Origin of the sequence: Streptomyces sp. NPDC091281, assembly GCF_044757425.1 — a bacterium.
Lineage (GTDB): Bacteria > Actinomycetota > Actinomycetes > Streptomycetales > Streptomycetaceae > Streptomyces.
Genome location: NZ_JBIVUY010000004.1, coordinates 337,255 through 359,999, shown reverse-complemented (window position 1 = coordinate 359,999; position 22,745 = coordinate 337,255). Strand labels below are relative to the sequence as shown.

Here is a 22,745-nt window from a genome sequence, read left to right as displayed (position 1 = left end):
GGCTAAAGCAGTTCGGTGCTCGGGCGGTGGTGCCAGTCCCAGTCGGGGAAGCGGTCCAGCAGGGTGAGGAAGTCGTCGGCCCGAAGGATCTCGTGGTGGTCGGTGTCGACGAGGCCGTGCACACCGGGCAGGACGCGGCGGAGCACGGTTCGTGCCGCGTCCACCGATGGGTACTCCACCAAGGCCGCGTACGGTGCGCCGATCCGGTCCCTCACCTCGGCGAGCTTCTCCGGCGCGTAGTCCGTCAGGACGTGGCCCGAGAGGTCGAAGCAGTGCGCGTACCCGTCCTGGTGCGGCGGCCTTTCGGCCCCCGTCACGGGATCGGGGTTCAGGTCGAGACCGTGGAAACGCGCCTCCAGCGACGCGCGTTGTCCCTCGGGGACAAGGATGATCACGGACTGCCAGGACATCGCCCCACCTCCGCGCTCGACCTTAGTGCCCGGCCTGGGGCCTGTCTGAGACAGGCCCTAACCCACCCCCATCACCACCGTCCCCGCCGAGCAGAACCACCCCCCGATCCCCGACGCCACCCCCAGTCGGGGCAGGGTGCCGTCCGGGCGGTGGGTCTGGCGGGGGCCTGCCTCGCCGCGGAGTTGGCGGGCCGCCTCCACGAGGAGGAACAGGCCGCGCATGCCAGGGTGTTGGGCGGACAGGCCGCCGCCGTCCGTGTTGACCGGGAGGCCGCCGCCCGCGCCGACGCGCAGGCCGCCCTCCGCCACGTACGGTCCGCCCTCGCCCTTCGCGCAGAAGCCGAGGTCCTCCAGCGTCACCAACGTCATGTAGGTGAACGCGTCGTAGAGCTGCGCGAAGTCCATCTCGGCCGGGCGCAGGCCCGCCCGCGCGAAGGCGAGGCGACCGCTCACCGCCGCCGGGGACACCGTGAAGTCCTCCCAGTCCGACAGGCTCGCGTGCGACACGTGCTCCCCGGTGCCGAGGACCCACACCGGCTCTGTACGGCAGTCCCGCGCGTACTCCTCCGCCGCGAGCAGCACCGCCGCCCCGCCGTCCGACCGTACGCAGCAGTGCAGTTTCGTGAACGGGTCCGCGATCATCCCGCCCGACAGCACCTCGTCCACCGTCAGCGGAGTACGGAACATCGCCTCCGGGTTCAGCGCCGCGTTCGCCCGCGCCTGCACCGCCACCGACGCCAACTGCTCGATCGTCGTGCCGTACTCGACCATGTGACGGCGGGCCGCCATCGCGTACTTCGCGATCAGCGTGTGCCCGTACGGGACGTCGAACTGGAGCGGGCCGCCCGCCCCGAACGCGTACGTCCCGCTCCGCCGTCCCGCCCGGACGTCCGCGCGCGCCGTCGAACCGTACGCCAGCAGCACCGCGTTCGCGTGCCCCGCCGCGATCGCGTCCGCCGCGTGCCCCGCCATCACCTCCCACGTCGAGCCGCCCACCGACGTCGAGTCCACCCACGTCGGCCGCAGCCCCAGATGGGCCGCCACCTCCACCGGCGCCAGCGTGCCGAGCCCGGCCGACGCGAGACCGTCCACCAGCCCACGGTCCAGGCCCGCGTCCGCCAACGCCCGCCGCGCCGCCTGCGCGTGCAACGCGTACGGCGTCACGTCGTCCACCCGGCCGCAGTCCGACAACGCCACCCCGACCACGGCCACCTTGCGGGAACCCACAGGAGACATAAATCTGACGGTACATCAGATTAAGTGCGGGTGGGGGAGCGGAGGAGTTGCGAAGTTGGGGAGTTGGGGAGTGGGGGAGTTGGGGAGTGGAGGGTGTCGGGGGTGTGGGAAATCCGTTACTTCGCGCCTAATATGACGGGCCGTCAGGTCGGCTCCGGGTGAGCCGGCGGATCGGGAGGGAGTGCCGTCCCATGGACCCCAGCCTCACCGCCGAGCAGGACGGGATGCGCCGCGCCCTGCGCCAACTGCTCCACGACCGCTGTGGCCCCACCGCCCTGCGCGCCGCTCTCGACACCCCCGCCGGGCACGACCCCGGCCTCTGGGCCGCCCTCGCCGGACAGCTCGGCCTCCCCGGCCTGGCCCTGCCGGAGGCGTACGGCGGGATCGGCTGCCCCGTCACCGACCTCGCCCTCTCCTGCGAGGAGACCGGGCGCGCCCTCGCCCCCTCCCCGCTGCTCGCCACCACCGTCCTCGCCGCCCCGCTCGTCCTCGCCCTCGGCACCGGCGCCCAGCGCGCCGCCCTCCTGCCCCGCCTCGCCTCCGGCGCCCTCACCGCCACGCTCGCCGTGCCGGGCGCCGCCCTCGCCACCGCCCTCGGGCTGACCCGCCGCAACGGCGGCGACTGGGCTGGCGGCGGCCGGGCGGGCGGCGTCCAGGCCCGCCGGGTCGCGGGCACCTGGCGGCTGTACGGCGAGGCCGCCCAGGTCCTCGACGGGCACAGCGCCGACCTCCTCCTCGTCGCCGCCCACACCGGGGGGTACGCCCGCTCCCGCGTCCGCCTCTTCCTCGTCCCCGGCGACACCCCGGGCCTGACCCGCGTACGGCAGACCGCGCTGGACGCCACCCGCCCGCTCGGACGCGTACAACTGCGCGACACCCGCGCCGAGTTACTGGGTGAGGAGGAGGCGGGGGCGGCGGGAGCGGTGGGGAGCGCTCGCGGTGTGCTCGCCGCGCTCGCCTCCGTCGGGGAGGGGGCCGCCGCCGTCCTCGCCTGCGAAGCCGTCGGGGCCGCCGGGCGCGCGCTGGAGCTGACCGTCGAGCACGTCGGACGGCGCGAGCAGTTCGGGCGGACGATCGGCTCCTTCCAGGCCGTCCAGCACCGGCTGGCCGACGTCTACGTCCAGGTCCAGGCCGCCCGGTCCGCCGCGTACTACGCCGCCTGGGCGGTGGGGGAGCCTCCGGAGGGGGAGGGGGAGCATCCAGTGGGGGAGGGGGCGGTGGAGGTCTCGCGTAGGGCCCCGGGTGCGGCCCCGGTCCCGGTTCCTGGCCCCGCCCTCACCCGAACGGTGGAGTCCCCCGAACCCGTCGCCGGGCCCGCTCTCGCCGCCGCTCTCGAAGCGCTCCGTACCGCCGCCGCCGAGGCGATCCAGTTGCACGGCGGGATGGGGTTCACCTGGGAGCACGACGCCCACCTGTACTTCAAGCGCGCCGCCGGTGACGCGCTGCTGTTCGGTCCCGCGCACCGGCTGCGCGCCCACGCCGCCGAGCGCGCCGGGCTCTTCGCCCCGGCCCCCGCCCCCGCCGGGGTGTCCCCGTGACCGGCGGCCCCCAGTCCGCCGCGTCCCACCCGCCCCGTCGACGCCGCCCGTCCCGTCTACACCCGTCCCGTCTACGCCCGTCCCGTCGTCGCTCGCCCCTCCGGGCCGCCTGGTTCGTACGGCTCGTCCAGCGGGTCTCCGCCACGCCCGCCTTCGCGCGCGCCGCCCCGCACGTCGTCCCCGCCCTCGACCGGGCCGTTCACCGGCTCACGCGGGGAAAGGTGCTGCTCAGCGCCCATCTGCTGCCGGGGCTCGTGCTCACCGCGACCGGGGCCCGCATCGGGCTGGCCCGGCGTACGCCGCTCGCCTGTCTGCCCGAGGACGGGGGCCGGGGCTGGCTGCTGGTCGGGTCCAACTTCGGGCGCGCGGGGCACCCGGCCTGGACCGCGAACCTCCTCGCCCACCCGGACGCCGAGATCAGCTGGCGCGGCACCGACATCCCGGTCACCGCCCGGCTGCTGACCGGGGAGGAACGTATGGCGGCCTGGCGGACCGCCCTCGCGTTCTGGCCGCCGTACGCCGCCTACCAGGCGCGGGTGACGCGGGAGATCCGGCTGTTCCGGCTCAGCCCACGGCCGCCAGCCGCTGGACCAGCAGGAACGCCCCGATCCCCAGCATCGCCGCCCCCGACGTCCGGGTGACCGCGCGGGCCGCGCGCGGGCGGGCGCCCAGCAGACGGCGGGACGCGACCCCGACCGCGCCGTAGACGGCGGCGCAGCACGCCATGTGGAGCAGGCCGAGGACCGCCGTCTGTACGGGAACCGGCAGCCCCACCGACCCCGAACCCGGCCCCGGCGCCGAGCCTGCCCCCGCCCCGGAGCCCGCACCGGCCGCGCCCACCGTCAGGAACTGCGGCAGCACCGAGAGGTAGAGCAGCAGGCCCTTGGGGTTGAGGCCGCTGATCGCGGCACCCCGCCGGAACACGCCCGCCCACCCCGCCGCACCCTGCGAACCCCCGGCCGCCCGCACCCCTCCGGTGGCCCCCACCGCTTCCCGCCCCGCTTCCGGCGGCCCCGCCGCCTGCCCCGCCGCCCGCCCCGGCGCCTCCGCACCGCCCCGCACCCCCGGTCGCCGCAGCACCCCCCACCCCAGCCACACCAGGTATCCGGCGCCCGCCGCCGTCAGCGCGGTGAGGGTGCCGGGGGAGCCCGCCACCAGTACCGCGAGGCCCGCGGCGGCCAGCGCCGTGTGCAGGGCGTACCCGCCGACCAGGCCGCCCACCGCCCAGCCGACCGGGCGCCCGCGCAGGCCGGTGGCGATCACGTACGCCCAGTCGGCGCCCGGGACGCAGACCAGGAGCAGGTCCAGGGCGAGGAAGGAGAGGAGGGTGCCGGTGTCCATGCCGGGGACATCAGGCGTGAATCGGGCGAAGGTGTTTTCGAAGTTTTCACGGATTCGCCCCTTATGGGGAAAGATCTTGCCCATGGACGACGTGGACCGGAAGATTCTTGCCCAGCTCCAGCAGGACGGGCGGCTGACCGTGACCGAGCTGGCGGCGCGGGTGCGGCTCAGCGTCTCGCCCTGCCACCGGCGGCTGCGGGAGCTGGAGCGGTCCGGGGCGATCAGCGGCTACCGGGCCGTCGTGGAGCCCACCGCCCTCGGGCTGGCCTTCGAGGCGCTGGTCTTCGTTTCGATGCGGCAGGAGGACCGGGACACGGTCGTGGAGTTCGAACGGGCCGTCGGCGAGGTGGAGCATGTCCTCGACGCGCAGCGGCTGTTCGGGGAGCCGGACTATCTGCTGCGGGTGGCCACCGCCGACCTCGCGGCCTTCCAGCGGCTCTACGACGAACGGCTCGCCACCCTGCCGGGGGTGCAGCGCCTCACCTCGACGCTGGTGATGAAGCACGTGGTGCGCGACCGCCCGCTGCCCGCGTGAACCCCGGCCCGGTCGCCGGGCGCACAGTCAACGCCCCGGCGCCGTAGGCGAATTCCGTCCGGCTCCGCAGAGCGCGGCAGGCGGTGGCTCACCCGGTCGCGGGTGAACCACCGCCTGCCAGACAGGACGTGGGGCCTGGGTATCTGCGGCTGCCGTGCCGCCGCGCGCTACGCCGTCACTTCGTCGGCTTCTTGCCGGTGACCCCCAGATAGACCAACAGGGCCAGATTCGGCTTGAGTTCGGCCTGCTTGACGCCCCAGGACTGGAAGCCCTTCTGGTGGGAGGCGACGGCGGCGAGCATCGCGACCAGGGAACCGGCGACCGCGGCCGGGTTCACGTCCTTGTCGACCTTGCCCTTCGACTGCAACTCGGCGACGGCGTCCGCGAGGGAGTTGTTCACCGAGTTCAGGATCTTCATGCGGAGCTTGTAGAAACGCTTGTCGCCCTCGGCGGCGCCGAGATCGACCACGCGCAGGATCGCGTCGTTCTTCCGCCAGAACTCCAGGAAGCCGTCCACGAGTTCCTGCGCGGTCTGCCAGCCCGCCTTGCCGACCCAGGACCGTCCGGCCAGCAGCTCGGTCAACCCGGCGCCCTCGGCGGCCATGTGCTCGGCGATCTCCAGGACGGCGCCCTCGACGTCCGGGAAGTACTGGTAGAAGGTCGCGGGCGAAGTGCCCGCCTTCCGGGCGACGTCGATGACCTTGACGTCGCGGTACGGAGAGGAGCTGAGCATCTCGCTGAGGCAGTCCAGCAGCTTCTGCCGCGTCGCCTGCCCGCGCCGACCGGCCACGCGGCCGTCGACGGTACGCACTTGTCCTGTCATGCCGTCAGCTTACCGAGGGGTGATCGGAGCGCGATTCGGCCGACTGCAAATGGGGTGCGGGGGCGTCCGGAGGCGGGTGTGCCTGGTCTGCGGCCTGCGCGCGGCGCCGTTAGTTTGGCTGCATGGCCGAAAACGTCCCCAAGAGGGCACCGGTGTACGCAGAGGGCGTTCCCTGCTGGGTGGACGCCCAGCTCCCCGACGTGGACGCGGGCAAGCGCTTCTACGGTGAGCTGTTCGGATGGGACTTCCCCGGCACCGGCGAGCGTCCGGGCGGGCGCGCGAGCGGCCGCGGGAACGCCCCCGAAGCCCCCGACGGCACCAGCCCCGCGAACGGCCCCCAGAACGGCCCCGCGAGCGGCCCCTTGAACGGCCGCACGGGCGAGCCCGACGCCCCGGACGGCCTCGTACCCGCCCTCCTCGACGGCGTCCCCGTCGCCGGACTGGCCCGCAAGGCGGACGGCCGCATGCCCACCGTGTGGACCGTGTACTTCGCGACCCCGGACGCCGACGCCACCGCCCGCCGCATCCTGACGGCCGGCGGACAGCTGGTCACCGCGCCGCTCCCGGTCGGCGGGGCGGGCACCGCCGCCCTCGCCGCCGACCCCGAGGGCGCCGTGTTCGGCCTGTGGCAGCCCGCCGCGCTGCCCGGCTTCGGCGTCCGCCACCGGCCCGGCGCCTTCGCCTGGGCGCAGCTCTACGCCCGCGACACCGGCGCCGCGAACACCTTCTACGGCCACCTCTTCCACGACGCCCTCTTCGGGCCCGGCGCCGAACCCGACTTCGGGCGCTCGCCCGTCGCGGACGTCTTCTCGGCGATGATGCCGCCGCACTTCCTCGTCCACTTCGGCACCGACGACTGCGCGGCCGCCCTCGGCACGGTGAGCCGCCTCGGGGGGCGCGTGCAGGCCGGTCCGTTCGCCGCCTCGTACGGAACTGTGGCGGTCGTCACGGACAATCAAGGAGCGTCGTTCGCGCTGCTCCAGCGCTGAACCCGTCTCGTCTGCACGTATATGAGATGAGACACCCCGATTGTCGCAGGGTTCGCAACCACGGGCCGGGCCAGGAAGAATCAGGGTGCGTGCCGCCGCGGCGGTGCGGTGGTGAGACGCTGCACGGGGCCGCGTACACACATGGGTGACGCGGCCCGTACGGGGAGGTGGCAGGCAAGTGGTGGATCAGCTGACGCAGCACGACCCGCGGCGGATCGGGCCGTTCGAGGTGCTGGGACGGCTGGGGGCCGGCGGCATGGGGCTGGTCTATCTCGCGCGTTCGGCCTCCGGGCGGCGGGTGGCGATCAAGACGGTCCGGACCGAACTGGCCGAGGACCAGCTCTTCCGCGTGCGCTTCACGCGGGAGGTGGAGGCGGCGCGGGCGGTCTCCGGCTTCTACACGGCCGCCGTCGTCGACGCCGACCCGCGGGCGGCCGTGCCCTGGCTGGCCACCGCCTACGTCCCGGCGCCCTCGCTGGAGGAGATAGTGAACGACTGCGGGCCGCTGCCGGCCCAGGCCGTCCGCTGGCTCGCCGCGGGCATCGCGGAGGCGCTCCAGTCCATCCACGGCGCCGGGCTCGTCCACCGCGACCTGAAGCCGTCCAACGTCCTCGTCGTCGAGGACGGCCCCCGGGTGATCGACTTCGGGATCGCCTCCGGCGTCTCCAACACCCGCCTGACCATGACGAACGTCGCCGTCGGCACGCCCGCCTACATGTCGCCCGAGCAGGCCAAGGACTCCCGCAGCGTCACCGGCGCCAGCGACGTGTTCTCCCTCGGCTCCACCCTCGTCTTCGCCGCCACCGGCCACCCCCCGTTCCACGGCGCGAACCCGGTCGAGACCGTCTTCATGCTGCTGCGCGAGGGCCCCGACCTGGAGGGCCTGCCGCACGAGCTGCGCCCGCTCATCGAGTCCTGCATGCAGATGGACGCCCCCGGCCGCCCGAGCCCCGCCGACCTCCAGGCCCAGCTCGCCCCGCACCTCTTCGGCCCCGGCTCCGACGACAGCGGTACGGCGTCCGCGTGGCTGCCCGAGAAGGCGGTCGCGCTCATCGAGTCCCGCCGCGGCGGGCGCCCGGTCAAGCAGGCCGCGCCCGCCCAGCGCCCCGGCGTCGGCATGGCCCGCCCGCCCCAGCCGCAGGTGCCGCCCCCGCCCGCGCACGACCCCGTGGTGCCCGCCCCGCCCCGCGAACCGGTGCCGCCCGCCGCGGTCGGCGCCCCCGGCACCGGCCCCGTCCGCCTGGCGGGCAACGCCGTCCCCATCGGTCCCGGCCCGCGCGTCGCCGACGTACGGCACACCGCCGCCGTGAAGGCGCCCGCGCCCGACCCCGGTCTCGTCGCGCACTGGTCGCGGCTGCGCCCCGGCGTCAACGGCGCCGACCCGGCGCCCACCGCCGCGCCGCCCGCCGCCCCGGCCACCCCGGAGGGCTGGCGGCCCTGGCGGTTCCGCATGTCGAACGACGTGTGGGGCACCCCGGCGGTCGCGGGCGACCTCGTCTACGTCACCTCCTTCGAGGTGCACGCCCTGGACGTGGCCACCGGCCGCCGCCGCTTCAAGACCCGCGACGTCGCCTGGTCGATGGCGGTCGCCGACGGCCGCGTGCACGCCTCCGACGGCCCCACCCTCTTCGCCCTGGACGCCCGCGAGGGCACCGACCTGTGGCGGCTGCCCACCGACGCCTGGGTGTACTGCCTGCGCGCCGAGCACGGCGTCGTCGTCACCGGCACCCGCGGCGGCGGCGTCCAGGCCTGGGAGGCGTCCGACGGCCGCAAACTGTGGGAGATCACCGGCTGCCAGACCGACTTCGAGTCCCCGGAGGCGGGCCCGGCCCTGCACGACGGCACGGTCTACGTCTGGCAGGACGCCCGCCTGCGCGCCCTCGACGCCCGCTCCGGCGAGGAGCGCTGGTCGTACCCGATCGGCGACGCCGCCTCCTGCGGCGGGGTCCCGGTCCGCGTCACGAACGCCCCCGACGGCCACGTCTACCTCGCCGCCGGGACCCGCGTCCTCGCCGTCGACGTCGCCAGCGGCCGGGTCCGCTGGCACTTCGAGGCGCCCGCGGTCTTCCTCTCCCCGCCCGCCTTCGTCCCCGGCCCCGCGGTCACCGGCGGCGGCGTCTACCTCGCCGACTACCTCGGCACGGTCTACGCCCTCGACGCCGCCGACGGCCGCGACCGCTGGCGCATCGCCACCGAGGCCCGCTCCTCCATCGACCCGGTGCTGGTCGCGGCGGGCCACGTCCACGTCGGCAGCGGCAAGGGCCTCTACACCCTGGACGCCGTCACCGGCACCCCGAAGTGGCGCTTCCAGGCGGGCGGCGACATCGTCGGCGCCCCCGCGGTCGCCGAGGAACGCATCCACTTCGGCTCCACCGACCACCTCCTCTACACCCTCAAGGCCGACGACGGCCGCCTCCGCTGGAAACTCGCCACCGGCGGCGAGATCACCGGCTCCCCCGTCGTCCGCGACGGCATCGTCTACGCGTGCAGCAAGGACCGCTGCGTCTACGCCCTCGACGCCGAGAAGGGCACGGGCACGGCCCGGACGGCGTAAGCCCCGGGGAGGAGACGGGGGCTCACGCGGCGCTCACCGCACCCGGTACCCGCCCCCCTCCTCCCCCCGCCTCCCGAACAGCTCCGCCTGTTCCTGCGGGGGGAGGTTGCCGAGGGTGATGAGGTGGGGGGCCTGGGCGTAGCCCGCGGTGCGGGTGGGGGTGCCGGCGGACCAGAGGGCGCGGACGGTGCCCTGGACGGCGAGCGGGGGGTGGCCCGCGATGACGGCGGCGCGGGCGACGGCCGTGGGGAGGGCGGCGCCGGGGGCGGTGAGTTCGGAGACCAGGCCGATGGTGTGGGCGCGGTGCGCGGAGAGGCGTTCGGCGGTGCCCATCAGCATCGTGCGGGCGACCTCGCCGGGCGGCATCCGGCCGGTCATGAGGACCGACTCGTAGGCGCTGACCATGCCGTACGTGGTGTGCGGGTCGAAGAAGACGGCGTCGGTGGACGCGATCAGGAACTCGCACTCGCCGAGCAGGTAGAAGGCGCCGCCGCAGGCCATGCCCTCGACGGCGGCGACGACCGGCTTCCACAGGTCGTTCGCCTTGGGGCCGAGGGTGAGCAGCGGGTCGTCCTGCATGTACGGCGATCCGGGCTGCGGGACGACGGCGTCGCGGTCGATGCCGGTGCAGAAGGCGCGCTGTCCGGCGCCGGTGAGGACGATCGCGCGGACCGTGTCGTCCCAGCGCAACGCCCGCCACACGGCGGCGAGTTCGCGGGCGGTGTCCAGGTCGATCGCGTTGAGCCGCGCCGGGCGGTCCAGGGTGACGACGGCGACCCCGCTCTCCGGGTCGGTGTCGCGGCGGACGGTCACGGCCGCTCCAGGACCCAGCGGGGCAGCCCCGAGCCGTCGAAGACGGCCTGGACGCGGGCGCCGATCCGCAGCCGGTCCAGCCGCTCGCGGGGGAACGAGCCCAGGGGCGCGCCGGGTCCGGTCACCAGGTTGCCGACGAGGCGGACCCGGGGCGCGTCGGACAGCTCCACCAGGATCACGTTGTAGGGGGCGTGGGCGGCGTAGTCGGGGAGCAGCGGCGGGTGGGCGACGACGTACGACCAGACGCGGCCCCGGCCGTCGGTGGGCCGCCACTCGTGGGCGAAGGAGTGGCAGTGCGGGCAGCAGGGGCGGGGCGGGAAGCGGGGTTCGCCGCAGTCGGCGCAGGCCTGGACGCGGAGTTCGCCGCGGGCCGCGTACGCCCAGAAGGGGGCGCCGTCCGCGTCGACCTGGGGTCGCAGCATGTCAACTCCTCAGCAGCAGCGCGGAGGTGGGGACGCTCTCCCCGCCGGTGACCAGACAGGTGGTGGCGCCGCGGACCTGGGCGGTGCTGGTCCCGCGCAACTGCTTCACGCCCTCGGTGATCAGGTTGAAGCCGTGCACGTACGCCTCGCTGAGGCCGCCCCCGCCGGTGTTCAGCGGCAGCCGTCCGCCGATCTCCAGGGCGCCGCCCTCGGTGAACGCGCCGCCCTCGCCCCGGCCGCAGAAGCCGTAGCCCTCCAGGGAGAGCGGGATCAGCGGGGTGAACGCGTCGTAGATCTGGGCGACGTCGACGTCCTGCGGGGTGAGGTCGGCGTGCTTCCACAGGTGCCGGGCGGCGGTCCAGGCGGGGCCGGTGAGCGGGTCGTCGTTCCAGTAGTTGACCATCCCGTGGTGCTGGGCGGGCAGGCCCTGGGCGACCGAGTGGACGTAGACGGGCCGCTGCGCGCAGTCGCGGGCGCGTTCGCGGGAGACGACGACGCAGGCCAACGCCCCGTCCGTCTCCAGGCAGTTGTCGTAGAGGCAGAGGGGTTCGCTGATCCAGCGGGCGGTCATGTACGCCTCGCGGGTGAGGGGGCGGGCGTACATCAGGGCGGCCGGGTTCTGGTTGGCGCGGTTGCGGCAGGCGAGGGCGACGTGGAAGAGGTGGTCGCGGGTGGCGCCGTACTCATGGAGCCAGCGGCGGGCCAGCAGGGCGATCTCGTCGACCGGCCGCAGCAGGCCGAAGGGCCGCGTCCACTGGGCGGGCGTGGGGAGTTGGGCCGTGGTGTCGCGCCACGGGCGGGGGCCGCTGCCGCGTTTGCGGGACCGCCAGGCCACGCCCACCGTGGCCTGGCCCGCGGCGATCGCGGTGGCGAGGTGGGCGACGGTGCCGCAGGACCCGCCGCCGCCGAACGGGACCCGGCCGAACCAGGTGAGGTCGCCGAGGCCGACCGCCTTGGCCAGCTCGACCTCGTCGGTCTCCTCCATGGTGTACGAGGCGAGGGCGTCGACCTCGCCGGGGTCGATCCCGGCGTCGTCGAGGGCGGCGAGGACGGCCCGGCAGGCGAGCGTCTTCTCGTCCTCGGGCAGGTGCTTGGCGAAGGGCGTCTGCCCGATGCCGACGATCGCGGTGGCGTCCTTGAGCCCGGCCATCTTCCGGTCACCTCCGCGCACGGGGACTTCGGGCTGACAGTGCGTCAGGTTAGCGTTAATCTGATGATCCGTCAGCTCAATGTGCGTGAGGGAGGCCGTCATGCCGGACGCGGAGGCACCGGAGCCGCACGGGCGCCAGGAGTGGCGGACCGTACCGGAGTTGGTGCGCTGGGCGGCCCGCCGCTTCGCCCCCGCCGAGGCCGTCGTCGACGGCCGGACCCGCGTCACCTACGGCGAGCTGGGCGCCCGCGTGGAGCGGGCCGCGGCGGCCTGCCTGGCGTACGGGGTGCGGGCCGGGGACCGGGTCGCCGTGTGGGCGCCCAACTCGCTCGACTGGATCACCGCCGCCCTCGGCGCGGTGTCGGCGGGCGCGGTCCTCGTACCGCTCAACACCCGGTTCAAGGGCGGCGAGGCGGCCGAGGTCCTCGCCCGCAGCGGCGCCCGCCTGCTCTTCGTCACCGGCACCTTCCTCGGCACCTCCTACGTCGCCTCCCTGCGCCGCGCCGCGGGACCGGCGGCGGGACCCGCTCCCGAACAGGGCCCCAGCCGCGGCCCGTTGCCGGGGCTGCCCGCGCTGGAGCGGGTGGTGGTCCTCTCCGGCGACGCCCCGCCCGACTTCCTCACCTGGAAGGAGTTCCTGGCCGCGGGGGAGGACGTACCGCCCGGCCGGGTGCGCGCGGCGGCCGACGCCGTCCGCCCGGACTGGCCCTCCGACCTCGTCTTCACCTCCGGCACCACCGGCCGCCCCAAGGGCGCCGTCATCACCCACGCGCAGACGGTCCGCGCCTACGCCCTCTGGTCCGACCTCGCCGGACTGCGCGCGGGGGACCGCTACCTGATCGTGAACCCGTTCTTCCACACCTTCGGCTACAAGGCGGGCGTCGTCGCCTGCCTGACCCGCGGCGCGACGATGATCCCGCAGCCGGTCTTCACCGCCGACACCGTCCTCGCCCACATCGCCACCGAGCGGATCACCGTGCTGCCCGGCCCGCCCACCCTGCACCAGTCGCTGCTCGACCACCCGGCCCGCGCCGCCCACGACCTCTCCAGCCTGCGGCTCGTCGTGACCGGCGCCGCCGTGGTGCCGCTGCGGCTGGTCGAGCAGCTGCGCGCCGAACTCGGCGTCGCCACCGTCCTCACCGCGTACGGCCTGTCGGAGGCGAGCGGCATCGTCACCATGTGCCGCCGCGGCGACCCGCCCTCGGTGATCGCCACCACCTCCGGCCGGGCGATCCCCGGCACGCGGGTGCGGGTCGTCGCCGCCGACGGCACGGTGTGCGGACCGGGCGAGCCCGGCGAGGTGCGGGTGCGCGGCTTCACCGTGATGCGCGGCTACCACGAGGACCCCGCCGCCACCGCCGAGGTGATCGGCCCGGACGGCTGGCTGCGCACCGGCGACGTCGGCGTCCTCGACGCGGACGGCAACCTGCGGATCACCGACCGGATCAAGGACATGTTCATCGTCGGCGGCTTCAACGCCTATCCGGCGGAGATCGAGCAACTCCTCGGTCTCCACCCGGACGTGGCCGACGTCGCGGTCGTCGGCGTCCCCGACCACCGGCTCGGCGAGGTCGGCAAGGCGTACGTGGTGCGCAGACCCGGCGCGCCCACCACCTCCGACGACCTGATCGCCTGGGCGCGGCGGGAGATGGCCAACTACAAGGTGCCCCGCACCGTCGAGTTCGTGGCGCGGCTCCCGCGCAACGCGAGCGGGAAGGTGGTCAAGGGCGAACTGCGGGGCGCCCGTTGAGACGCCCCGCCGAACCGCGGGGTCAGCCGAAGATGCGCACGGCCTGGTAGTACGTCCACGCGGTGCTGTTGCAGGCGGTCTTGGTGGCGCCGCTGTAGCCGTTGCAGACCCGCTTCAGGTCCTCGTAGAAGGCACTGTCGATGCGGGCCTTGTTCGCGGAGAAGGTGCCGATCGCCTTGTAGTTGCGGTAGCCGAAGTCGTGGCGGGCGCAGGAGTTCTGGAAGGGGAAGCCGAACGGATTGTCCGGCGAGGACGAGCAGTAGTCGGTCGACCAGTCGAACCCGTACGCGGACCAGGAGCCCTGGTTCGCGCGGGCCGAGGCCCACTGGTTGTAGCTGGACGCGCTGGTCTGGGTCCAGTTGGCGAGGACCTGCGGCTTGTCGGCGGGGGCGGCTCCCGCGGCGGTCGCGGTGGCGACCACGGTGCCCAGGGCGAAGGCCGAGGCGGTCAGTGCGGTGGCGAGTCTGCGGTGCATTTCCGACACCTCCATGAGGGCTGATGCCCGTCCCTCGGGCAACAGGTTCATGTCAAAAGCATCCTGGTGAGGCGGCCGGAATCACACCCCCTGGTGCCGAATGATCGCTGAACTCTGGGGTGTTGCCGGTGATTGAAGGGTTAACCCTCGGCCGGAACGCGGACGACCGCGGTGACGCTGCTGCGCGCCGCCGCGGTCGTCCGCCTTCCCCCGTGTCCCCCCTGTGCTCCCCCGTGTTCCCCCGTGTTCCCCCGCAGGGCCCGTCGTTCCCCCGTCGGGCCCCGTGGTGCTCCCCCGTGTCCCCCCGTCGTGGGTGCCGGGCCGCTACTTCCCGCCGCGGTCGCGGTCGAGGGCGGGCGGGGCGGGCATCGCGTTGTTGAGCGCGGTGATCTGCTCGCCCTTGGCGGGCTCGCTCGGCATGGCGTTGTTGAGTGTGGTGATCTGCTCGCCCGGCTCCTCCGGGGCGGGCGGCGTCGGCATGGCGTTGTTCGCCGGTGCGGCGGTCGCGTCCGTGTTCTGGTCGCTCATGGGACTGAGTTCCTCTGCTGTGGTGACGTGTGAGAAACGCCCGTCCGGCATGCTCCCCCGAGGGCCGCCGGACGGGCGTTCGGAGCCGCACACAGTAACTGGTGAGGCCCCTGCCGGACCGCCTGCCCCCCGACGCGACGGTCCCGTTGTCCCCACAGTGCCGGTGGGCGATAAACAAACGCTGAACGGCCCGGTGCCACCGCGTTCCTACGGTGCGGAGACGGCCGCCAGCAGCGCGCGGACGGAGTCGGTCTCCGGTGCCCCGGACCCCTCGTAGAGGCCGAGGGCGTCGCGCCAGCAGACCCTGGCCCGGTCCGCCTGCCCGAGCGCGGCGAGCGCCCGCCCCAGCAGCGTCAGGACGTTGCCGCGCATCCGGTCGCCGCCGATCACCCCCAGGGTCAGGGCGAGTTCGGCGTGGTGGGCCGCCCGCGCCGGACGGTCCGCCGCCAGATGCACCTGGGCGATACGGAAGTGCGTCACGCCCTCCCACAGCCACTGCCGGTGCTCGTGGAAGATCTCCAGCGCGGCGGAGAACTCCGCGAGGGCCTCCGCGTACTCCTCGGCCTGGGTGAGCGCCACCCCCAGCGCGAAGTGGCTGTTGGCCAGACGCACCGAGCGTCCGATCTCGTGGTGGGCGGCGAGGCCGCGCCGGGCGATCTCCACCGCCCGCTCCGTGTTGCCCATCCCGAGGTGCGCGCGGGAGAGGTTGCCGAGCGCGGTCGCCTCGAAGGGCCGGTTGCCCGCCGCCCGCAACCCCTCGATGGCCTGGTCGAAGAAGGCCTTGCCGTCGCCGAACCGGCCCTGGTGCAGGCAGATCAGCCCGCGGTTGTTGGCCACCCAGCTCACGGTGGTGGCGTCGCGCGCCCGGCCCGCCAGCTCCATGGCGATCCGCGCCTCGTCGTCGGCGTCCCCGATCCGGCCCGACACCAGCAGGACGTCGCTGAGGACCGTGTGCGCCCTGCCGCCCGCGCGCGCGTCGTCCCTCGCCCGGGTCGCCTCGCAGGTGGCGCGGGCCGTCGTCTCGTACTGGTGCGCGTTGGCGCCGGACTCGGTGAGGTCCTTCGCCGCCCACAGCAGGTCGACGGCGCGGCGCAGCCGGTCGGTGCCGGCCGCCTGCCGGACACACGCCAGCAGCGGACCGGCCTCGGTGTACAGCCAGTCGAGGGCCGCGGCGCCCTCGCTGAACCGCAGGCCCGGATGGGCGACCGACTCCAGGTCGTCCACGAGACGGTCCAGGGGGTGCTCCATCGCGTACACCCCCGCCGTCGTCGCCAGATAGAAGTCCAGCAGCCGCGACAGCGCGGCCTCGCGCTCCGCGGGCGGCCACTCGTCGCGTTCCGCGCAGGCGCGGGCGTAGAGCCGGACGAGGTCGTGCAGCCGGTAGCGGCCGGGCGCCGCCGACTCCAGCAGCGAGGTGTCGACCAGGGACTCCAGCAGGTCCTCGGCGTCCGGCTCCGGCAGGTCCAGCACCGCCGACGCCGCCGCCACGGAGATGTCGGGGCCGTCGGCCAGGCCCAGCAGCCGGAAGGCGCGGGCCTGGGCGGGTTCCAGCTGGCCGTAGCCGAGTTCGAAGGTGGCCTTCACCGCGAGGTCCCCGGCCTGGAGTTCGTCCAGCCGCCGCCGTTCGTCGGCGAGCTTGGCCGCCAGCACCGACACCGTCCAGGTACGGCGGGCCGCCAGCCGGGACGCGGCGATCCGCAGCGCCAGCGGGAGGAAGCCGCAGGCGGCGACGACGTCCAGCGCGGCCTCCCGCTCGGCGGCGACCCGTTCCTCGCCCACGATCTTCGTGAACAGCGCGAGGGCCTCGTCCGGCGCCATCACGTCCAGGTCGACCAGGTGCGCCCCGGCCAGGTCCACCATCCGCGCCCGCGAGGTCACCAGGGCCGCGCAGCCCTCGGTGCCGGGGAGCAGCGGACGCACCTGCGCCGCGTCCCGCGCGTTGTCCAGCAGGACCAGCACCCGGCGTCCGTCGAGCACCGAGCGGTACAGCGCGGCCCGTTCCGCGAGCGAGTCGGGGATCGCGGAGTCCTCCGTGCCGAGCGCGCGCAGGAACGCGCCGAGGACGGTCTCCGGGTCGGCGGGGCGGGCCCCGGCGCCCTGGAGGTCGACGTACAGCTGACCGTCGGGGAACGCCGCCCGCGCCCCGTGCGCCACGTGCACGGCCAGGGTCGTCTTGCCGACCCCGCCGATGCCCGCGACGGCCGACACCGCCATCACCCGGCCCGCGCCCCTGACCAGCGCGGACGCGTCTGCGGTGTGCGCCGAACCCGGCACCAGCGCCCCGCCCGGCACCCCCGCCGCACCCGCTGACCCGCCCGCCGCCCCGGCGCCACCCGACGTCCCCGCCGCTCCGGCCAGCCCCGCCGTGCCGAACGCGCCCATCGCGCCCGCCGCGCCCAAGGTGCCCGCCGCACCCGTCCCGCCCGCCGCGCCCGTCGGCCCGGTCGGCCCCGTCGCGCCCGGTGCCCCCACCGCGCCCGCCAGCACCTGGCTCAGCTCCGTCACGAAGGCCGCCCGGCCCGTGAAGTCGGGCACGGACGCCGGGAGTTGCGCGGGCCGCACCCGCGTCGCGACCGGTGGGGCGGCGGCCGGGGCCGTGGGCTCGGCGAGGTCCGGGTCGGCCTGGAGGATGCGGCGCTGGAGGTCGCGCAGCCCGGCCCGCGGGTCCACGCCCAGCTCCTCCGCCAGCAGCCGCTGCGTGTCGGCGTACACCGCCAGCGCCTCCGCCTGCCGCCCGCTGCGGTACAGCGCCAGCATCAGCAGTTCGCGCAGCCGCTCGCGCAGCGGATGCGCCGCCGTCAGCGCCGTGAGCTCCGCCACGGCCTCGGCGTGCCCGCCCGTCTCCAGGTCCAGATCCAGCCGGGTCTCCAGGAGTTGCAGCCGCCACTCCTCCAGCCGGACCCGCTGCGTCTCGGCGTAGGGGCCGGGCACCCCGGCCAGCGCCTCCCCGTCCCACAGGGCCAGCGTCCGGTTCAGCGCCTCGCGCGCCCGGTCCGCGTCCCCGGCGGCGCGCGCCTTCTCGGCCGCCGCCGCGCCCTCCTGCGCCACGGTCACGTCGAGCGCGTCCTCGGCGAGGCCGCGCACCGCGTACCCCCCGGACTCGGTGACCAGGACGTCCGGGCCGAGCGCCTTGCGCAGCCGGGAGGCGTACGTCCGCAGCGCCGCCAGCGCCTGCACGGGCGGCTCCTCGCCCCACAGCGCGTCGATCAGTTCGGCGGCGGTCGCCGTACGGCCCTCGCGCAGCAACAGCGCGGCCAGCAGGGCGCGTTGCTGCGGCGAACCGGCGGGCAGCGGTTCCCCGGCGCACGTGGCGCGGACCGGGCCGAGCACGTCGAAGCGCAGCGCGGCCGGGTCCGGGGCCGGGCCGGAGCGCCGCTGCCGCGGCACCCGTGGTCCTCGGTCGTCCATCGGAGTCCCCCCAGGCGTCAAGACCAAGGAGGTCAGTTTGCCCTGTCCGTGCCCGTACGTCAGCGTCGGGAGACGCCGATCACAGCCTGCCGCACAGGAGTCCACACACCGCGCACACGTACTCCGCACAGATCCGCGCAGAGCCGGTCATCCCGTCGGTCATCCAGTCGGCCGTCCCGCCGGTCGCCCACTGGCCGTTCGCCAGCCGTCCCGGCTGTCGGATTCAAGAGCTGACGGTCCGTCAGTTCGGCGCTACGGTGCCCCCATGGAGACCCACGAGCCTGACGGCCCGCCCCCGGCCCCCGGCCGCCCCGGCGCCGACCGCCCCGACACCCCTGCTCCCGCAGCCGACTTCCCGCGGATCATCTCCGTGGACGACCACACCGTCGAACCCCCCACCGTCTGGCAGGACCGCCTGCCGCGGAAGTACCTCGACACCGGCCCCCGGATCGTGCGGGCCCCGCTGAAGGAGATGACGTTCCTCGGCGGCCGGTTCAAGCCCGTGATGGGCGAGCCCGGCGACGACGGCCCGGTCGGCGACTGGTGGGTCTACGAGGACCTGCGCCGCCCGCTGACCCGCCTCGACACGGCCGTCGGCCACCCCAGGGACGAGATACGGCTGGAGGTCATCACGTACGAGCAGATGCGGGCGGGCTCCCACCACGTGCCGTCGCGGCTCGCCGACATGGACGTCAACCACGTCCAGTCCGCGGTCTGTTTCCCCACCTTCCCGCGCTTCTGCGGCCAGACGTTCACCGAGGCCGCCGACCGCGACCTCGCGCTGCTGTGCGTGCGCGCCTACAACGACTGGATGGTGGAGGAGTGGTGCGGCCCGCAGGCGCGGGGGCGGCTGATCCCGCTCACCCTGATCCCGCTGTGGGACCCGGAGCTGGCCGCCGCCGAGGTCCGCCGCAACGCCGCCCGGGGCGTACGCGCCGTCGCCTTCTCCGAGATACCCCCGCACCTCGGCCTGCCGTCGGTGCACACCGACGCCTGGGACCCCTTCCTCGCCGCCTGCGACGAGACGGGCACCGTCGTCGCCATGCACATCGGCTCCAGCAGCCGGATGCCGTCGACCTCGGCGGACGCCCCGCCCGCGGTCGGCTCCACCATCACCTTCGCCAACTGCTGCTTCTCGATGGTCGACTGGCTGATGAGCGGCAAGTTCGAGCGCTTCCCCCACCTCAAGGTGATGTACGCCGAGGGGCAGATCGGCTGGATTCCCTACATCCTGGAGCGTGCCGACGTCGTCTGGGAGGAGAACCGGGCCTGGGGCGGGGTCGCCGACAAGGTCCACCGGCCCCCGTCGGAGCTGTTCGCCGAGCACGTCCACGGCTGCTTCTTCGACGACGCCTTCGGCCTGCGCAACCTCGACGCCGTCGGTGTCGGCAACGTCCTCTACGAGACCGACTACCCGCACTCCGACTCCACCTGGCCGAAGTCCCGCGAGGTCGGCGAGGCGCAGATGGGCCACCTCGACCCGGCCGTCGTGGAGCGGATCGTGCGCGGCAACGCCATCGACCTGCTGGGCCTCACCCCGGACGGCCTGTGGCCCGGCCCGGCGGCCACCCGGTGACCGGCACCGACGGGACCGGTGCCCCCGTAGCCCCCGCAATTTCCGGAGCCGCCGGGACCGGCACCGAGGAGACGGCTGCCCCCGAAGCCCCCGCCGCCCTCGGGGCCACCCGCCTCGCGTACGGCATCCAGCTCCCCGTGCAGTCCCAGTCCACCCTCTACACCGAGCCCTGGGAGACCGGCGCCGGGGCGGCCGACCTGGTCGCCGTGGCGCGCGCCGCCGACCGGGCCGGGTTCGCCTACGTCGCCGTCTGCGACCACGTCGCGATCCCGCGCCGCCTCGCCGGGGCGATGAGCACCGTCTGGTACGACCCGGTCGCCACCCTCGCCCACCTGGCCGCCGTCACCGGACGCGCCCGCCTGCTCAGCCATGTCGCCGTGGTGGGCCTGCGCCACCCCCTGCTCACCGCCAAGCAGTACGCCACCCTCGACCACCTCAGCGGCGGGCGGCTGGTCCTCGGCGTCGGCGCCGGACACGTACCGGAGGAATTCGTCGCCGTCGGGGCCGACTTCGGGCGGCGCGGGGCCGTGCTCGACGAGACGATCGACGCGCTGCGGGCCGCCCTCGGCCCCGACGAGTTCCCCGAACACCACGGCACGTTCCACGACTTCGCCGATCTCGGCCAGCGGCCCCGGCCCGCGCAGGCCCGCGTCCCGCTGTGGGTGGGCGGGTCCTCGCCCGCCGCCGTCCGCCGGGCCGCCCTGCGCGGCGACGGCTGGCTCCCGCAGGGCGACCCGCGCGCCGAACTCCCCGACCGCATCGACCGGATACGGCGGCTGCGCGACGAGGCGGGCCGCACGGGGCCGTTCACCGTCGGCGCCCTCACCGAGCCGCTGTACGTCGGCGCCGCGGGCTGGGACACCGGCCGACGCACGGTCACCGGCGCCCCGGAGGAGATCGCCGAGTCGCTGAGGGCGTACCGCGCGATGGGCGTGCACCAGATCCAGGTGCGGTTCCGCAGCCGGAGCCGCAGCGAACTCATCGACCAGATCGCCGCGTTCGGCGCGGAGGTCGCGCCCCGGCTGGACTGAGGAGCGGACATGGGCACACTGGACGGGCGGGTCGTCCTGATCACCGGGGCGGCGCGCGGACAGGGGGAGCAGGAGGCGCGGCTCTTCCGCGAGGAGGGCGCGCGGGTCGTCGTCGCCGACGTGCTGGACGACACGGGGCAGGCCCTCGCCGAGGAGATCGGCGCGCACTACGTCCACCTCGACGTGGGCGACGAGGAGGACTGGCGGTCGGCCGTCGCCGCCGCCAGAGCCGCGTACGGGCGTCTCGACGGGCTGGTCAACAACGCGGGCGTGCTGCGGTTCAACGCGCTGGTGGACACCCCGCTGGAGGAGTTCATGCGGGTGGTGCGGGTCAACCAGGCGGGCTGCTTCCTCGGCATCAAGACCGTCGCGCCGGAACTCACCGACGGCGGCACGATCGTCAACACCGCCTCCTGCACCGCCCTCACCGGCATGGCCGCGGTCGGCACCTACGCGGCCACCAAGCACGCCGTCCTCGGCCTGACCCGCGTCGCCGCCCTGGAGCTGGCACCGCGCGGCATCCGGGTCAACGCGGTCTGCCCCGGCGCCATCGACACCCCCATGTCCAACCCGGCGCTGCTGGACCCGGCGGCCGACCCGGAGGCGACGTCGAAGGCGCTCGACGCGCTCTACCGCAAGCTGATCCCCCTCGGCCGGATGGGCCGCCCCCAGGAGGTCGCCCGGCTCGCGCTCTTCCTCACCTCGGACGCCTCCTCGTACGTCACCGGGCAGCCGTTCGTGATCGACGGGGGCTGGCTCGCCGGGATCACCGTCATCTGAACGCGCGCCCCGCACAAGCTGCAACTGACGGGCCGTCATGTCTTGACGGTCCACGCGGCCGGTGCCACAGTCGGCCGACACACAGATCTGACGGAGCGTCAGAAAAGCCGTCAGGAATCCGGGACTCTGGGGACGGTGGACCGCCGTGGAATTCGGGCTCTTTGTACAGGGATACGTCGGCAAGCGCGCCGAGACCGACCCGCTCGCCGAACACAAGGCGCTGATGGAGGAGACCGAGTACGTCATCCAGGCCGACCGCTCCGGCTTCAAGTACGCCTGGGCGTCCGAACACCACTTCCTGGAGGAGTACTCCCACCTCTCCGCCAACGACGTCTTCCTCGGCTACCTCGCCCACGCCACCGCACGCATCCACCTCGGCTCCGGGATCTTCAACCCGCTCGCCCAGGTCAACCACCCCGTGAAGGTCGCCGAGAAGGTCGCCATGCTCGACCACCTCACCGAGGGCCGCTTCGAGTTCGGCTCCGGCCGCGGCGCGGGCTCGCACGAGATCCTCGGCTTCCTCCCCGGCATCACCGACATGAACCACACCAAGGAGATCTGGGAGGAGACCATCGCGGAGTTCCCCAGGATGTGGCTCCAGGACGAGTACGAGGGCTTCCGCGGCAAGCACTGGCAGCTCCCGCCCCGCAAGGTCCTGCCCAAGCCGTACGGGCGGTCCCACCCGGCGATGTGGTACGCCGCCGGGTCGCCGCCCTCGTACGCCATGGCCGCCCGCAAGGGCCTCGGCGTGCTCGGCTTCAGCGTGCAGAAGGTCTCCGACATGGAATGGGTGCTGGAGCAGTACAAGACCGCGATCGTCGACGCCGAACCCGTCGGGGACTTCGTCAACGACAACGTGATGGTGACGACCACCGCCATCTGCGCGCCCACCCACGCGGAGGCCGTCGACATCGCGGTCCGCGGCGGGCTGCACTACCTGCCCTCGCTCGTCTTCCGCTACCACGACACCTTCCCGCGCCCCGAGGGCTTCCCCGTCTGGCCGCAGACGCTGCCGCCCTACACCGCCGAGTTCGTCGAACTCCTCATCGAGGAGGAGCTGTTGATCTGCGGTGACCCGGACGAGGTGACCCGGCAGTGCAAGCGGTGGGAGCAGGCCGGGGCCGACCAGCTGAGCTTCGGGCTGCCGGTGGGGGTGCCGAAGGAGGAGACGCTCCGGACGATCCGGCTGATCGGGGAGCACGTGATTCCCCGGATCGACACCGATCCGGTGCACCGGACCACCCGGTTCCGGGCGGCGTAGCCCTCGTGGGACGCCGGGAGGGGGTGGGGGGAGGGGGTGCGTCGGCGGGTGCGGGTGGGTGGGGGCCGGTCGCGCAGTTCCCCGCGCCCCTGAGGGGCGGGGGGTTCGGTCGGGGGCCCGCGCGG

At 74.5% G+C, this 22,745-nt stretch carries 19 protein-coding genes and 1 pseudogene; 10 read left to right on the top strand and 10 right to left on the bottom strand.

Annotated features, from left to right (window positions below):
* Window positions 1–2 precede the first annotated feature (2 nt).
* Both ACIQPQ_RS13135 and ACIQPQ_RS13130 read right to left on the bottom strand, forming a co-directional pair.
* Window positions 3–410, bottom strand: coding sequence for a hypothetical protein (locus ACIQPQ_RS13135; RefSeq protein ID WP_401303126.1), 408 nt, complete (start codon window positions 408–410; stop codon window positions 3–5).
* Window positions 411–467: 57 nt separating this feature from the next.
* Window positions 468–1,646, bottom strand: coding sequence for a thiolase C-terminal domain-containing protein (locus ACIQPQ_RS13130; protein ID WP_401303125.1), 1,179 nt, complete (start codon window positions 1,644–1,646; stop codon window positions 468–470).
* A 191-nt stretch (window positions 1,647–1,837) separates the two neighbouring features.
* Between ACIQPQ_RS13130 and ACIQPQ_RS13125 the strand changes: the two genes are divergently transcribed.
* Window positions 1,838–3,184, top strand: a complete 1,347-nt coding sequence (locus ACIQPQ_RS13125) for an acyl-CoA dehydrogenase family protein (RefSeq protein WP_401303123.1) — start codon at window positions 1,838–1,840, stop codon at window positions 3,182–3,184.
* Between the two features lie 119 nt (window positions 3,185–3,303).
* A pseudogene (locus ACIQPQ_RS13120) lies at window positions 3,304–3,825 on the top strand (nitroreductase family deazaflavin-dependent oxidoreductase); the annotation flags it as partial.
* Here ACIQPQ_RS13120 and ACIQPQ_RS13115 read toward each other — a convergent pair.
* Window positions 3,749–4,525, bottom strand: coding sequence for a LysE family translocator (locus ACIQPQ_RS13115; protein WP_401303121.1), 777 nt, complete (start codon window positions 4,523–4,525; stop codon window positions 3,749–3,751). The pseudogene ACIQPQ_RS13120 and the gene ACIQPQ_RS13115 overlap by 77 nt on opposite strands.
* 82 nt (window positions 4,526–4,607) lie before the next feature.
* Between ACIQPQ_RS13115 and ACIQPQ_RS13110 the strand changes: the two genes are divergently transcribed.
* On the top strand, window positions 4,608–5,060 hold the full coding sequence (locus ACIQPQ_RS13110; protein WP_401303119.1) for an Lrp/AsnC family transcriptional regulator: 453 nt from the start codon (window positions 4,608–4,610) through the stop codon (window positions 5,058–5,060).
* Window positions 5,061–5,235: 175 nt separating this feature from the next.
* Here the strand turns inward: ACIQPQ_RS13110 and ACIQPQ_RS13105 are convergent, their stop codons facing one another.
* Window positions 5,236–5,871, bottom strand: coding sequence for a TetR family transcriptional regulator (locus ACIQPQ_RS13105; RefSeq protein WP_383769499.1), 636 nt, complete (start codon window positions 5,869–5,871; stop codon window positions 5,236–5,238).
* 134 nt (window positions 5,872–6,005) lie between these two features.
* On the opposite strand from ACIQPQ_RS13105, the gene ACIQPQ_RS13100 reads away from it, so the two are divergent.
* Both ACIQPQ_RS13100 and ACIQPQ_RS13095 read left to right on the top strand, forming a co-directional pair.
* On the top strand, window positions 6,006–6,872 hold the full coding sequence (locus tag ACIQPQ_RS13100; protein ID WP_401303117.1) for a VOC family protein: 867 nt from the start codon (window positions 6,006–6,008) through the stop codon (window positions 6,870–6,872).
* A 178-nt stretch (window positions 6,873–7,050) separates the two neighbouring features.
* A complete protein-coding gene (locus tag ACIQPQ_RS13095; RefSeq protein WP_401303115.1) occupies window positions 7,051–9,426 on the top strand; it encodes a PQQ-binding-like beta-propeller repeat protein in 2,376 nt (791 codons plus the stop codon).
* A 33-nt stretch (window positions 9,427–9,459) separates the two neighbouring features.
* Here ACIQPQ_RS13095 and ACIQPQ_RS13090 read toward each other — a convergent pair whose 3' ends face one another.
* The 3 genes from ACIQPQ_RS13090 to ACIQPQ_RS13080 are packed head-to-tail and all read right to left on the bottom strand — an operon-like array spanning window position 9,460 to window position 11,811.
* Window positions 9,460–10,239: an enoyl-CoA hydratase/isomerase family protein gene (locus ACIQPQ_RS13090; RefSeq protein ID WP_401303114.1), complete on the bottom strand. Its 780-nt coding sequence runs from the start codon at window positions 10,237–10,239 to the stop codon at window positions 9,460–9,462.
* Window positions 10,236–10,661 carry a Zn-ribbon domain-containing OB-fold protein gene (locus ACIQPQ_RS13085; RefSeq protein ID WP_401303113.1) on the bottom strand — a complete coding sequence of 142 codons (426 nt, stop codon included), beginning with the start codon at window positions 10,659–10,661 and terminating at the stop codon, window positions 10,236–10,238. Before ACIQPQ_RS13085 ends, ACIQPQ_RS13090 begins: the two co-directional genes overlap by 4 nt.
* A 1-nt stretch (window position 10,662) precedes the next feature.
* Entirely contained in the window at window positions 10,663–11,811 is a 1,149-nt protein-coding gene (locus ACIQPQ_RS13080) for a lipid-transfer protein (protein WP_401303111.1), read from the bottom strand.
* Between the two features lie 100 nt (window positions 11,812–11,911).
* On the opposite strand from ACIQPQ_RS13080, the gene ACIQPQ_RS13075 reads away from it, so the two are divergent.
* Window positions 11,912–13,561 carry a FadD3 family acyl-CoA ligase gene (locus tag ACIQPQ_RS13075; protein WP_401303109.1) on the top strand — a complete coding sequence of 550 codons (1,650 nt, stop codon included), beginning with the start codon at window positions 11,912–11,914 and terminating at the stop codon, window positions 13,559–13,561.
* A gap of 22 nt (window positions 13,562–13,583) precedes the next feature.
* Here ACIQPQ_RS13075 and ACIQPQ_RS13070 read toward each other — a convergent pair whose 3' ends face one another.
* The 3 genes from ACIQPQ_RS13070 to ACIQPQ_RS13060 form a co-directional block, all read right to left on the bottom strand.
* The gene (locus ACIQPQ_RS13070) at window positions 13,584–14,036 is read right to left on the bottom strand and encodes a phospholipase (protein ID WP_383769502.1); all 453 of its coding nucleotides are present in this window, start codon (window positions 14,034–14,036) and stop codon (window positions 13,584–13,586) included.
* A gap of 324 nt (window positions 14,037–14,360) precedes the next feature.
* A complete protein-coding gene (locus ACIQPQ_RS13065; protein WP_401303107.1) occupies window positions 14,361–14,564 on the bottom strand; it encodes a hypothetical protein in 204 nt (67 codons plus the stop codon).
* 207 nt (window positions 14,565–14,771) lie between these two features.
* On the bottom strand, window positions 14,772–17,972 hold the full coding sequence (locus tag ACIQPQ_RS13060; RefSeq protein ID WP_401303105.1) for an AfsR/SARP family transcriptional regulator: 3,201 nt from the start codon (window positions 17,970–17,972) through the stop codon (window positions 14,772–14,774).
* Window positions 17,973–18,237: 265 nt separating this feature from the next.
* Between ACIQPQ_RS13060 and ACIQPQ_RS13055 the strand changes: the two genes are divergently transcribed.
* The 4 genes from ACIQPQ_RS13055 to ACIQPQ_RS13040 all read left to right on the top strand — a co-directional run bounded on the left by ACIQPQ_RS13055 (window position 18,238) and on the right by ACIQPQ_RS13040 (window position 22,620).
* Window positions 18,238–19,548: an amidohydrolase family protein gene (locus tag ACIQPQ_RS13055; RefSeq protein WP_401303104.1), complete on the top strand. Its 1,311-nt coding sequence runs from the start codon at window positions 18,238–18,240 to the stop codon at window positions 19,546–19,548.
* A 125-nt stretch (window positions 19,549–19,673) separates the two neighbouring features.
* The gene (locus tag ACIQPQ_RS13050; RefSeq protein WP_401303577.1) at window positions 19,674–20,579 is read left to right on the top strand and encodes a TIGR03619 family F420-dependent LLM class oxidoreductase; all 906 of its coding nucleotides are present in this window, start codon (window positions 19,674–19,676) and stop codon (window positions 20,577–20,579) included.
* A gap of 9 nt (window positions 20,580–20,588) precedes the next feature.
* On the top strand, window positions 20,589–21,359 hold the full coding sequence (locus ACIQPQ_RS13045; protein WP_401303102.1) for an SDR family NAD(P)-dependent oxidoreductase: 771 nt from the start codon (window positions 20,589–20,591) through the stop codon (window positions 21,357–21,359).
* 145 nt (window positions 21,360–21,504) lie between these two features.
* Window positions 21,505–22,620, top strand: coding sequence for an LLM class flavin-dependent oxidoreductase (locus tag ACIQPQ_RS13040; protein ID WP_401303100.1), 1,116 nt, complete (start codon window positions 21,505–21,507; stop codon window positions 22,618–22,620).
* Window positions 22,621–22,745 lie beyond the last annotated feature (125 nt).

What these genes read in the sequence shown, in the direction of transcription:
- ACIQPQ_RS13135 (WP_401303126.1), bottom strand. Translation starts at nt 410, where the DNA reads ATGTCCTGGCAGTCCGTGATCATCCTTGTCCCCGAGGGACAACGCGCG.
- ACIQPQ_RS13130 (WP_401303125.1), bottom strand. Translation starts at nt 1,646, where the DNA reads ATGTCTCCTGTGGGTTCCCGCAAGGTGGCCGTGGTCGGGGTGGCGTTG.
- ACIQPQ_RS13125 (WP_401303123.1), top strand. Translation starts at nt 1,838, where the DNA reads ATGGACCCCAGCCTCACCGCCGAGCAGGACGGGATGCGCCGCGCCCTG.
- ACIQPQ_RS13115 (WP_401303121.1), bottom strand. Translation starts at nt 4,525, where the DNA reads ATGGACACCGGCACCCTCCTCTCCTTCCTCGCCCTGGACCTGCTCCTG.
- ACIQPQ_RS13110 (WP_401303119.1), top strand. Translation starts at nt 4,608, where the DNA reads ATGGACGACGTGGACCGGAAGATTCTTGCCCAGCTCCAGCAGGACGGG.
- ACIQPQ_RS13100 (WP_401303117.1), top strand. Translation starts at nt 6,006, where the DNA reads ATGGCCGAAAACGTCCCCAAGAGGGCACCGGTGTACGCAGAGGGCGTT.
- ACIQPQ_RS13085 (WP_401303113.1), bottom strand. Translation starts at nt 10,661, where the DNA reads ATGCTGCGACCCCAGGTCGACGCGGACGGCGCCCCCTTCTGGGCGTAC.
- ACIQPQ_RS13080 (WP_401303111.1), bottom strand. Translation starts at nt 11,811, where the DNA reads ATGGCCGGGCTCAAGGACGCCACCGCGATCGTCGGCATCGGGCAGACG.
- ACIQPQ_RS13075 (WP_401303109.1), top strand. Translation starts at nt 11,912, where the DNA reads ATGCCGGACGCGGAGGCACCGGAGCCGCACGGGCGCCAGGAGTGGCGG.
- ACIQPQ_RS13070 (WP_383769502.1), bottom strand. Translation starts at nt 14,036, where the DNA reads ATGCACCGCAGACTCGCCACCGCACTGACCGCCTCGGCCTTCGCCCTG.
- ACIQPQ_RS13065 (WP_401303107.1), bottom strand. Translation starts at nt 14,564, where the DNA reads ATGAGCGACCAGAACACGGACGCGACCGCCGCACCGGCGAACAACGCC.
- ACIQPQ_RS13060 (WP_401303105.1), bottom strand. Translation starts at nt 17,972, where the DNA reads ATGGACGACCGAGGACCACGGGTGCCGCGGCAGCGGCGCTCCGGCCCG.
- ACIQPQ_RS13055 (WP_401303104.1), top strand. Translation starts at nt 18,238, where the DNA reads ATGGAGACCCACGAGCCTGACGGCCCGCCCCCGGCCCCCGGCCGCCCC.
- ACIQPQ_RS13045 (WP_401303102.1), top strand. Translation starts at nt 20,589, where the DNA reads ATGGGCACACTGGACGGGCGGGTCGTCCTGATCACCGGGGCGGCGCGC.